The 12,557-nt window shown below is 72.0% G+C and carries 3 protein-coding genes; all 3 read right to left on the bottom strand.

Translation table 11 applies throughout. The annotated features are described in order from the left end of the window. Window positions 1-89: 89 nt before the first annotated feature. A complete protein-coding gene (locus ACFYXK_RS25730) occupies window positions 90-809 on the bottom strand; it encodes a thioesterase II family protein (protein WP_389413232.1) in 720 nt (239 codons plus the stop codon). Between the two features lie 81 nt (window positions 810-890). Further along, on the bottom strand, window positions 891-4,787 hold the full coding sequence (locus ACFYXK_RS25725; RefSeq protein ID WP_389413231.1) for an amino acid adenylation domain-containing protein: 3,897 nt from the start codon (window positions 4,785-4,787) through the stop codon (window positions 891-893). After that, window positions 4,787-12,556, bottom strand: a complete 7,770-nt coding sequence (locus ACFYXK_RS25720; RefSeq protein WP_389413230.1) for an amino acid adenylation domain-containing protein — start codon at window positions 12,554-12,556, stop codon at window positions 4,787-4,789. Before ACFYXK_RS25720 ends, ACFYXK_RS25725 begins: the two co-directional genes overlap by 1 nt. Window position 12,557 lies beyond the last annotated feature (1 nt).

Below are 12,557 nucleotides of genomic sequence, written 5' to 3'. Positions count from 1 at the left end.
GTCACGCACCTGTCACATCCCTGACACGGCGTTCGACAAGATCGCCCGGGCCAGAGGGCCGCTCATTCCCTGCGCAAACCGATCCCGCCCTAACAACCGCGGGCGGACTCCGCCTCGATCACGTCCAGCACCTCACGGCCGAGATCGACCAGATACATGTGATCGCCCGGAAACTCCACATAACTGAATTCCGCCGTGGTCGACGCCTGCCACTGCCGGGCCTCTTCCGCCGTGACCAGTCCGTCGGAGGCGCCGCGCAGCGAGGTGATCGGGACCGTCACGAGTTCGTCGGTGCTCGGGACGTAGTTCTCGTGCATCTCGCAGTCGGCCTGCAGCACGGGGAGGATCAGTTCCCGCATCTCCGGGTGGTCGAGGGCCTCGTGCCGGAACCCCGCGAACTCCTCGACCCTGGCGAGGAACTCCTCGTCCTGGAGCCCGGTGGCCCGCCGCTCGCGCTGGGTCCACGGCCCGGGCGAACCGCTGACGACCAGCCGCTCGACCTGCACGCCGCGCGCGGTCAGCAGGTGCACCAGCTCGTACGCGAGCACCGCGCCCAGGCTGTGCCCGAACAGCACGACCCGGGCCCCTTCGCCGAGGTCCGCGACGACCTCGTCGATCGAGCCCTTGGCCGCCTCGACGACGTTCCGGTACGGCTCCTCCAGGATCTTGCGCTCCCGGCCCGGGAGGTCGACGGAGGTGACGCGCCACCGGCCGGCGGCCGGCTCCCGCCACGGGTGGAAGAACGAAGGACCTGCTCCCGCGAACGGCACGCACAGCAGCGTGGCCTGGTCCCCGTGTTCCGCGGACATGCCGGGCTCTGTCACCCCGACCAACCCCAATCATCCATTCGATCGTTTGTTGAACAGCTCCGGCACATGGATGTCCGGTCGCTACGCCAGCTTGCTGCCGACGACCTCGAAGAATTCGGCCACGGGCGCGGGCATGTGCATTTCGTGGTGCGTTGCATGCATCTCGTGCACCTGGAGGGAACCGCCGACGTACGGGCGCCACAGGTGCGCGTACGACTTCTCCTCGAGCGTGGCGTTGAAATACAGCACGTCGCCGCGGTAGACCGGAGATTCGAAATCCATCATCCGGTTCGTGTTGTTGGCCATGACCTTCGCCATGGTGTCGAGGAAGCCCTGCCGGTTGCCCATGCGGATGTACTGGCTGAAGTCGTCCTCGAGCTCCGCCCGGTAGTCCGAGGACTCCTTGCCGGCGTGCACCTCGGTGAACCCGTGCCCACCCGGCTGGGCGTCCAGGATGGCCACGAAGGCGACCTCGTGGCCGAGCCGGTCGAGCGCGTCCGCGACGGCCTGCACGATGGTGCCGCCGTAGGACCAGCCGATCAGGTTGAACGGCCCCTGCGACTGGATCTTCAGCATCTGGGCGACGTAGTCGTCGATCATCTCCTGCACGGAGCCCGCCAGCGTGTCCACGCCGTCGGAGCCGCGGGACTGCAGGGCGTAGGCCGGCCGGTCCTGCAGGTGCAGCACGAAGCTGTAGTACGCCCAGCCCAGCCCGCCGCCGCCGTGGAAGAACCACACCGGCGCCTTGCCCGTACCGGGGTCGCTGTTCAGGGGCAGCACGACCCCGAACGAGTCGGCGTCGTCCGCGGGAACACCGCCGGCGAGCATCAGCGCGGCCAGCTCGGCCACCGTCGGGTACTTGATGACCGTCCTGATGGGGATGTCGATGTCGAACTCGTTGCGGATGCGGACGCTGAGGCGGGTGGCCAGCAGCGAGTGCCCGCCGAGCGCGAAGAAGCCGTCGTCGATGCCGACCTTCTCCAGGCCGAGCAGCTCGCTGTAGAGGGCGCACAGCTTCTGCTCGAAGGCGTTGCGCGGCTCCCGGCTGACCACGGTGTTGGTGTCCTCCGAGGGCAGTGCCCGCCGGTCGAGCTTGCCGTTCGAGGTCAGCGGGATCTCCGAAAGCGGAATCACCACGGAGGGCACCATGTAGTCCGGGAGGCGCTCGCGCATGTACTCGGACAGCTCGGCGAGCAGCTCACCGGTCGACCCGTCGCCGGACTCGGGCACCACGTAGCCCACGATGCGCTTGTCGTCCTCGTGGTTCTCGCGCACCACGATCACCGCCTGCGCCACACGCGGATGCCCGGCCAGCACGTTCTCGATCTCGCCCAGCTCGATCCGGAAGCCCCGGATCTTCACCTGGGTGTCGGCTCGGCCCACGTACTCCAGCTGGCCGTTGCGGCTCCAGCGGACCAGGTCGCCGGAGCGGTACATCCGCTCGCCCGGCACGCCGAAGGGGCACGCGACGAACCGTCCCGCGGTCAGATCCGGCCGGCCGTGGTAGCCGCGCGCCAGGCCGTAGCCCGCCACGTACAGCTCCCCGGTCACGCCGGTGGGCGCGGGCAGCAGGTTCGAGTCCAGGACGTAGGCGCGCAGGCCCGGGATGGCGGGGCCGATCACGCTGGCGCGGAAGCGGGCGGCGGAGTTCTCGTCGAGGTCGATGCGGGTGACGTGCACCGTGGTCTCGGTGATGCCGTACATGTTCACCAGCACCGGCGCGTCGGAGGCGTGGCGCTGGTACCAGTCCGCAAGGCGGTTCAGGTCGAGGGCCTCGCCGCCGAATACCACGTACCGCAGCGCCAGGTCCTGGCCGGGGGCATCGGCGTCGGCCTGGACGAGCTGGTAGAAGGCCGAGGGCGTCTGGTTGAGGACGGTGACCCGCTCGCGGGAGAGCAGCTGGAGGAAGTCGCCCGGGGAGCGGGAGACGTCGTAGGGGACCACGACCAGGCGGCCGCCGTGCAGCAGCGGCCCCCACAGCTCCCACACCGAGAAGTCGAAGGCGTAGGAGTGGAAGAGGGTCCACACGTCGTCCGCGCCGAAGGCGAAGTCCTCGGCGGCGCCGAAGAGACCGACCACGTTGCTGTGCGGGATCAGCACGCCCTTGGGGCGGCCGGTCGACCCGGAGGTGTAGATCACGTACGCCGGGTGCTCGGGACGCAGTGCCGTGCGGCGCTCGGCGTCGGTGAGGTCGGCGGCCGCCTCCTCGGCGAAGCCCCCGGCCCGGTCGAGGTGCACCAGCGGGAGGTCCTGGTCCAGCCCCTGCGCGGCAGCGTTCGAGCTGGTGGTGACCAGCAGGACCGGCTGGGCGTCCTGGACCATGTACGCGATGCGGTCGGCCGGCGAGTCGGGGTCGATCGGCAGGTAGGCACCGCCCGCCTTGAGCACCGCGAGCAGCGCGACGACCAGCTCGGCCGAGCGCTCCAGGCAGACTCCGACCAGGGACTCGGGGCCGACGCCCTGGGCGACGAGGTGCCGCGCGAGCCGGTTGGCCCGGGCGTTGACCTCGCCGTAGGTGAGCGCGTCACCCTCGTGGGAGACGGCGACCTCGTCCGCCCGCTGCGCCGCCTGGCGTTCGAACAGCTCGACCAGGGTGACCTCGGGGATGTCGCGGCCGGCGGGGTTCACGTCCCGCACCAGCCGCACCCGCTCCGCCGCGCTCAGCACGTCGACGTCGCCGATGCGCACGCCCGGATCGGCGGCCAGCTGCTCCAGCACCCGGACGAGCCGGGCGGCGATCACCTCGGCCGACTCGCGGTCGAACAGCTGGGTCGCGTACTGGAGGTCGCCCTGCAGCGCGCCCGACTCGTCCGCGGTCAGGCTGAAGAACAGGTCGACCATGGCGGTCGACGGGATGGCCTGCTCGAACTTCACGTCGAGCCCGGGGATGCCGAGGTCCGGCTTCTGGTAGCTCTGCCAGGCGAACATCACCTGGAACAGCGGCTGGTAGGACGCGGAGCGCTCGGGGTTGATGGCCTCGACGAGCAGGTCGAACGGGACGTCCTGGTACTCGTAGGCCGTCAGCGCCTTGTCCCGCACCTGGGCGAGCAGCTCGGTGAACGTCGGGTTGCCGGACAGGTCCGCCCGCAGCACCTGGGTGTTGACGAAGAAACCGATCAGATCGGCCAGCGCCTCGTCGGTCCGCCCGGCGATCGGCGAGCCGATCGTCAGGTCGTCGCCGCCGCCGAGCTTGCGCAGCAGCACCGCCAGCGCGCCCTGGAGGACCATCGACATGGACGCACCGCGCTCGTCGGCCAGCTTCTGCAGCCCGGCCGCCACCTCCGCCGGCACGGAGAGGCCGATCGTCTCGCCGTGCGAGTTCGCCTCCGCGGGGCGCGGGCGGTCCGTCGGCAGGCTCAGCGGCTGCGGCACGCCGTCCAGCTGCTTGCGCCAGTACTCGACCTGCTGCGCGGCGAGGCTTCCCGGGTCGGACACCTCGCCGAGCACCTCGCGCTGCCACTGCGCGTACTCCTTGTACTGCACGGGCAGCGGCTCCCACTGCGGCGCCTGGCCGTCCTGGCGGGCGGCGTAGGCGGCGATCAGGTCCCGCATCATCGGCGCGCTCGAGCTGCCGTCCGAGGCGATGTGGTGGACGACCATGACGAGGACGTGCTCCTGGGGCGAGCAGCGCAGCAGGTGCGCCCGGAAGGGCAGTTCGCCCTCCAGGTCGAAGCCGTGCGAGACGGCCTCGCCGATCGCGCGGGACGTGTCCTCGGGCGCCACGTCGGCGACCTGCACCTGGGGCGAGGCCTCCGCCACCGTCAGGATCCGCGAGTAGGGCTCTCCGTCGTCATTCGTCGCGTACGTGGTTCTCAGGATCTCGTGCCGGTCGACCAGGTCGCGGATCGCCGCGACGAGGGCGTCCTGGTCCAGGGATCCGGTCAGCCGGAAGGCGGCGGAGATGTTGTAGGTCGCCGCCCCTCCTTCCAGCTGGTGGAGAAGCCACATACGGCGTTGTGCGAATGACAGCGGAATCATCACTTCACATCCTTAACGATCATCTGGCGCAAGCTGGGCCGTCGCGGAGCGGCCGATTGCTCCGACCAGGCGGCGAGCGCGGCCACCGACGGCAGGTCGAAGATCTTCCGGATCGGTATCTCGATCCCCATCTCGGCGCGGGCGCGGCTGATCAGCCGAGTCGCGAGCAGCGAGTGACCGCCCAGCTCGAAGAAGCCGTCGTCGATGCCGACCCGGTCCACACCGAGCACCTCCGCGAACAGCTTGGCCAGGGTCTCCTCGCGGGGAGTTCGAGGCGCTCTGTAGGCGGCGCCGTTGTACTCCGGTTCGGGCAGCGCGGCGCGGTCCAGCTTGCCGTTCGGGGCGAGCGGCAGCCGGTCGAGGACCATGAAGGCGGCCGGCACCATGAAGTCCGGGAGCCGCTCCGACACGAAGGCGTGCAGCTCCTTCCTCGACGGGCCAGAGTCGTCGGTCTTCGTGTCCTCGCCGGTGACGACGGGCACGACATACGCGACCAGCTGCTTGCTGGTGCTGCCGGCGCGCCCCTCGCAGGCGATGACGACGGCCTGCGCGACCCCGGGGTGCGCGGTGACCGCGGCCTCGACCTCGCCGGGCTCGACGCGGAAGCCGCGCACCTTGACCTGCGCGTCTCCACGGCCCGCGTACTCCAGCCGGCCGTCGGCGTTCCAGCGGGCCAGGTCACCGGTGCGGTACATGCGCGAGCCGGACGGGCCGAACGGGTCGGCGACGAAACGCTCGGCGGTCAGTTCGGCGCGGCCGTGGTAACCGCGGCCCACGCTTCCGCCGACGTACAGCTCGCCGACGGCGCCGGGCGGCAGCGGAGTCAGGCCGGGGCCGAGGACGTAGGCCCGCATGTTGCCGAGCGGGGTGCCGACGGGCGTGCTGCCCGCCCCGGCCGGCATGTCGCCGTGCACGGCGAACGTGGTGGCGTAGAACGACTCGCTCTGCCCGTAGGCATTGACGACGCGCACGCCCGGGAAGGCCTTGCGCGTCTTCTCGACGAGCGACGAGGGCAGGGCCTCGCCGGCGAAGACGACCGTCTCCACGCTGGTGCGGCCGGCGATCTCGTCGACGAGTTCGGCGAAGGCGGACGGCACGGTGGAGATGACGCTGCCGCTCCAGCCCTCCCGCTCGCCCAGGACCAGGACGTCCCGGACCACTTCGACGACGCCGCCGCAGGCGAGGGTCGTGAAGATCTCGAACGCCGAGACGTCGAAGTTGACCGACGTGCCCGCGAGGAGCCGCTTGCCCGCCTCCATGCCCACGCGGGAGGCGAGCCGCAGCACGCCGTTGACCACGTTCGCGTGGGTGATGGCGACGCCCTTGGGCTTGCCCGTGGAGCCGGAGGTGTACATGACGTACGCCAGCTGGTCCGCGTGGAGCAGCAGTCCGAGGCCGGTGTCGTCCCCGGACAGGTCGAGCGTGTCGAGGAAGACGTCCGGGGCGTCGTGCCCGGGCAGCACCGCGACCGTCGTGGAGTCCGTCAGGACCAGGACCGGCCGCGCCTCCTCGAGGATGGCCTCGAGGCGGTGGCTGGGGTACTTGGGGTCGACCGGCAGGTACGCGCCGCCCGCCTTCAGGACCGCGAGCAGTGCGACCACCAGGTCCGCCGACCGCGGCAGCGACACCGCGACCACCGACTCCGGTCCCACCCCGCGCCCGGCCAGTTCGCGCGCCAGGCGGTTGGCCCGGGCATCCACCTCGCGGTACGTGAGCGACGCGCCCTCGGCGACCACGGCGACCTCGTCCGGGGTCCGCGCCGCCTGTGCCTCGACGAGCCCGTTGACCGTGACGTCCGGAGTCGGGGCGGCCGTGTCGTTGAACTCGACGAGCAGCCGCTCGCGTTCGGCCGGGTCCAGGATGTCGACCTCGGCGACCTTCAGGTCGGGGCCGGCCGCCAGCTGCCGCAGGATCCGCACGAGGCGGGCCGCGAGCACCTCCACGGCGTCCTGCTCGAAGACGCCCTGCGTGTACTGGAGGATGAAGTGGAGGTGCGGGTCGAGCGCCGCCATCAGGGTCAGCGGGTAGTTGGTGCCCGTGGCCGCGCGCAGGCCCGTGAAGGCGATCCCGTCCGCGGCGTCGGAGGCGGCGCCGATGCCTTCCTCGTCGACCGGGTACGACTCGAAGACGACCAGCGTGTCGAAGAGGGACTTCAGGCCGACGGACTGCTGGATCTCCGTGAGCCCGTGGTAGTGGTGGTCCAGGAGACGGGCCTGCCGGCTCTGCAGCCGGGTGAGGACCTCGGCGAGGGTGTCGCCGGGTCCGTACTCGACGCGCACGGGCAGCGTGTTGATGAACATCCCGACGATCGAGTCGACGTCCGTCACCTCGGGCGGGCGCCCGGAGACGGTGGCGCCGAGCACCACGTCCTGGCGGCCGGTGAGCTGGCCGAGCAGCAGCCCCCAGGCACCCTGGACCAGGGTGTTGACGGTGACGCCCAGCTCGGTGGCGCGCCGGCTCAGGGCGCGGGCCTCGTCCTCGGGGAGCGTGATCTCGACCTGTCCGACGCCCTCGCCCTCGCCTTCGGCGCCGGGAACGAGCAGGGTCGGCTCCTCGACGCCCTCCAGCTCGGCCGCCCACACCCGGGCGGTCTCCTCCTGGTCCTGGCGGGCGCGCCAGGAGAGGAACTCGCCGAAGTCGCGGGTCGCGGGCAGACCGGCCGGGTCGCCGTGCGACGCGTACAGCAGCAGCAGGTCCCGCATGAGCAGGGGCATGGACCAGCCGTCGATGAGCACGTGGTGGGCGGTCATCACGAGCTCGGCGCGGCCGTGCTCGAGGACGACGAGCGCCACGCGGATCAGCGGCGGGGTGGCCACGTCGAAGTGGGCGCCCCGGTCCTCGGCGAGGAACGCCTCGAACTGCTCGGTCCGCTCCGCCTCGCCGAGGGCGGTCAGGTCGAGGTGCCGCCACGGCAGCGACACCGTCTCGGGCACCACCTGCACCACGTCGCCGTCCGCCCGGTTGACGAACGCGGCGCGGAGGCTGGGGTGGCGCGCCAGCAGGGCCTGCGCGGCCAGGTGCATCCGCTCCGGGTCGACCTCGCCGGACAGGTGGAAGACCAGCTGCATGTGGTAGGCGTCGAACTCGGCGCCGGACAGCATCGTGTGGAACAGCATCCCGGACTGCACCGGGGTCGTCGGCCAGATCCGGCACAGCTTGCCGAACTGCCCCTCCCAGGTGTCGATCTCCTGCTGGCCCACCTCGACCAGCGGCGCGTCGCTCGGGGTCAGGCCGCCGGCCCCGGGGGTCGCGGCGTGCCGCGCGAGGGCGGTCAGCGCCTCGACCCACAGGCCGGCCAGCTCGGTGACCTCGTCGCGGGTGAGCACGCCGGTCGGGAAGCCGAAGTAGGCGGTCAGCTCGTCACCGGCGGCCACGGCGTTGATCTCCAGTGCCGACAGCACCGGCATGTCCGCGTCGGGCGCGGCGATCAGGTCCTGGTGCGTGGTGTCCGGCGCCCAGCCGAGGCCCCGCAGCTCCTCGGGGATGTCCGCGCTGGAGGCCCGGCCCAGGTAGTTGAAGCCGATCCGCGGCTCCCGCTGTCCGGCGAGCGCGGCGGCGGTCTCCGTGTTGAGGTGGCGCAGCAGCCCGTAGCCCATGCCGTTGTCCGGCACGGCGCGCAGCTGTTCCTTGACGGCCTTGACCGCCCGGCCGGCGGCGGGGCCGCCGGCGAAGGCGTCCGCGACGTCGATGCCCGCCAGGTCCAGCTTCACCGGGTACATCGCGGTGAACCAGCCGATCGTGCCGGACAGGTCGGCACCGGGTACGAGGTGGTCCTCGCGGCCGTGGCCTTCGAGCCGGACCAGCGTCGAGTCCCCGACGACGCCGCGCGTCCGGCGCCACTGCGCCAGCGCCAGCGCCAGGCCGGTCAGCAGCCCGTCGTCGACGCCGCCGCGGAACACCGCGGGCACCGTGTCGAGCAGGGTCGCGGTGACGTCGGCCGGCACCTGGATGCGTACGGTGTCCACGGTGGCCGTGACGTCGCGCGCCGGGTCCACGTCCCGGGCGCCGAGCACGGGCTCCTCGCCGCGGAGCATCTCCTGCCACACGGGCAGTTCCGCCACCCGCTCCGGGGTGGCCGCCTCGTCGGCCAGGGCGTGCATCCACCGGCGCAGCGAGGTGCTCTCCGGGGCCGCTTCCGGGGCGAGGCCCTCGCGGATCCGCTTCCACGCGGCGGCCAGGTCCGGCACCAGGATGCGCCAGGACACGCCGTCGACGACCAGGTGGTGCAGCACGATCAGCAGGCGGTCCGCCTCCGTGTCGGAGGTGAGCCACACGAACCGGGCCATGACGCCCGCGTCCGGGTCGAGCCGGTCGGCGGCGGCGTCCAGCTCGGCCTGCAGGTCGGCGTCGGCGTAGCGGACCTCGTGCACCAGAGCGCCGGCGTCCACGCTGCCGACGGGCTCCATGCGCAGGCCCGGCTCCGCGCGGTCGAGGCGGGAGCGCAGCGCGTCGTGCCGGTCCAGTACGGCCTGGAGCGTGGCGAGAAGACCCTTGCGGTCGATGTCCTCGGGCAGGGTGAGCAGCGCGGACATGCAGAACCGGCCGGTTCCGCCGCCCAGGCCGAGCACGTGCGCGCCCGTCGGGGGCAGCGGAGCCCAGCCCACGCCGCCGCCCGGCAGCTCGGCCAGGACGACCCGCTCCTCTTCCTCACGGCCGTCGACCAGTTCCGCGAGCCGGGCGACCGTGCGCTGTTCGAAGATCTCCCGCGTGCTGACGACGACGCCGCGCGTCTTGGCGCGGGCCACGACCTGGATCGAGCGGATGCTGTCGCCGCCGCTGGTGAAGAAGTCGTCGTCGACGCCCACCTGCTCGGTGCCGAGCACGTCCGCGTACACCTCGGCCAGGATCCGCTCGGCCTCGCTGCGCGGCGCCCGGTACTCGGTGCGGGCGAACTCCGGCTCGGGCAGCGCGGCCCGGTCCAGCTTTCCGTTCGCGTTCAGCGGCAGCCGGTCCAGCACCACGATCAGCGCGGGCACCATGTAGTCCGGCAGCCTCTTGGCCACGAACCGCTGCAGGTCGGCCGCGGAGACGGCGGAGGCCGGGGCGGCTTCGCCGTCGGCGCCGGCCGGCGGCGCCACGTAGCCGACGAGCCGCGCGGTGCCGGTGTGGTCGGCGCGGACCGTGACCACGGCCTGCCCGACCGCGGGGTGCTGGGCGAGGGCCGTCTCGATCTCGGTCGGCTCGACGCGGATGCCGTTGACCTTCACCTGGTTGTCGGCGCGGCCCGCGTACTTCAGGCGGCCGTTCTCGTCCCACTGGGCCAGGTCACCGGTGCGGTACATGCGCGCGCCGGCGGGACCGAAGGGGCATGCGACGAACCGCTCCGCGGTGACGGCGCCGTTGTTGTGGTAGCCGCGGGCGATCGGGCCGCCGACGTACAGTTCGCCGATCACGCCGGGCGCGACCGGGGTGAGCTCGGGACCCAGCACGTAGGTGCGCATGTTGGCCAGGGGCGCTCCGACCGGTACCGCGCCGGTCTCGGCCGACTGCTGCGGGAGCGTGTGCGTGGCGGCGTAGAAGCTTTCCGTCTGTCCGTAGGCGTTGACGACACGGACGTCGGGCAGGGCGCGGCGCACCTTGCGGACCAGGTCGGCCGAGAGGGCCTCGCCGGCGAAGACGACGGTGTCCACCTCGAGTTCGAGGCCGCCCGGGGCATCGGTGATCTGGTCGAGCAGCGCGGAGAACACCGCGGGCACGGCGCTGATGGTGGTGCCGGACCAGCTGCCGCGCTCGGCGAGTTCGAGCACGTCGCGGACGACCTCGACGCTCGCACCGGCGGTCAGCGCGGTGAAGATCTCGAACACGGAGACGTCGAAGTTCACCGAGGTCGCGGCGAGCATCCGGGAGCCCGCCTCGACCTGCACGGTCCTGCGCAGGTCCTGCACGCCGTTGACCACGCTGCCGTGGGTGATGGCGACGCCCTTGGGCGTCCCGGTGGACCCCGACGTGAACATCACGTAGGCCAGGTTGTCCGGCCCGATACGCACGTCCGGGGCGGCCACGGCCCGGCCTTCGAGGCTCAGGTCGTTGAGGTGGAGCACCGGCTGCCGGCACTTGGACACGGTCGGCGCCGTCTGATAATCGGTCAGCACCAGTGCGGGGTCGGCCGTGTCGAGCAGCAGGTCGACCCGCGCGGACGGGTAGTTGGGGTCGATCGGCAGGTAGGCGCCGCCGGCCTTGAGCACGGCGAGGAGCGCGACCACCAGGTCCGCGGACCGCGGCAGTGCCACCGCGACCAGGACGTCCGGCCCGACACCGCGGTCCCGCAGGACCGCGGCCAGCCGGTTGGCGCGGGTGTCCAGGTCCCGGTACGACAGCGTCGTCTGCCCGGACACCACGGCGGTCGCGTCCGGCGTCTGCGCCGCCCGGGCGGCGACGAGCTCCGGAACCGTCGTGCCGCGCACCGGTTCGGTCGTCTCGTTCAGCTTGGTCAGCCAGGTGCGTTCGGCGTCGGTGAGCACGTCCACCCCGCCGAGCCGCGTCCCGGAGTCGGCGACCACCTGGCGCAGCACGCGCACGTAGCGGTCGACGAGGCTCTCGGCCGTGGCGTGGTCGAACAGCTCGGTCGCGTACTCCAGCCGCCCGTACGCGCCGCCGCCGGGAGCCGGGACGATGTTGAAGAACAGGTCGAACTTCGCGGTGCCGGTGCCCGCCGGAACAGGGGTGATGCGCAGACCCGGGATCTCGATCTGCGACCACTCGAACTGCCAGGCCAGCATGACCTGGAACAGCGGCTGGTAGGCGGTGGTGCGGTCCGGGCTCAGCAGCTCCACCAGGCGCTCGAACGGAACGTCCTGGTTGTCGTACGCGGCCAGGGCCCGGTCGCGGACCTGGTCCAGCAGGTCGCCGAACGAGGGGTTCTGCGACAGGTCGACGCGCAGCACCCAGGTGTTGGCGAAGAAGCCGATCAGGTCGTCGAGCTGCTCGTCGGCCCGCCCCTCGATCGGGCTGCCGATGGTCAGGTCGTTGCCGGCGCCGAGGTGGTGCAGGAGCACCGCGAGCACGGCCTGGGCGACCATGGGCGCGGTGGCGCCGTGCGCCCCGGCGAGCTTGCCGACTCCGGCGAGGAGTTCCGGTTCCAGCTCGAAGTCGACGTGGCCGCCGCGGTGGTCTGCCGCCGTCGGCCGCGGCCGGTCCAGCGGGAGCTGGACCGGCTGCGGGACCCCGGCCAGTTCGGTGCGCCAGTAGTCCAGCTGCGCCGCGGCGACGCTGTCCGGGTCCTCCTCGTCGCCGAGGACCTCGCGCTGCCACAGCGTGTAGTCCTTGTACTGGATCGGAAGAGGAGCCCACTGCGGCGCACCGCCCTGCAGGCGGGCGTCGTAGGCCGCCAGCAGGTCCCGCATGAAGGGCGCCATCGACGCCCCGTCCGCGGCGATGTGGTGGATCACGAACACCACCACGTGCTCCTGCGGGGAGATCCGCAGCACGGTGGTCCGCAGGGGGAGTTCCGTGTCGAGATCGAAGCCTTCGCACGCGGCCTCGGCGGCCGCGGCCTCCGCCGCGTCCGCGGCCACGTCGACCACCCGGAACTGGAGGGCGGCCTCCTGCGCGGGCACGATCCGCTGCTCCGGGGTGCCGTCCGCGTTCTCGGCGATCAGGGTGCGCAGGCTCTCGTGCCGGGTGACGACGTCCGTCACCGCCGCGGCCAGGGCCGCCGTGTCCAGCGGCCCGTCCAGGCGCAGCACGAACGGGATGTTGTAGGTCGCGGACGGGCCTTCCAGACGGTGGAGGAACCACAGCCGACGCTGTGCGAAGGACAACGGGATCATC

The organism is Streptomyces sp. NPDC002209 (assembly GCF_042890265.1).
Lineage (GTDB): Bacteria > Actinomycetota > Actinomycetes > Streptomycetales > Streptomycetaceae > Streptomyces.
This window is presented reverse-complemented; position numbering and strand designations above follow the sequence as displayed.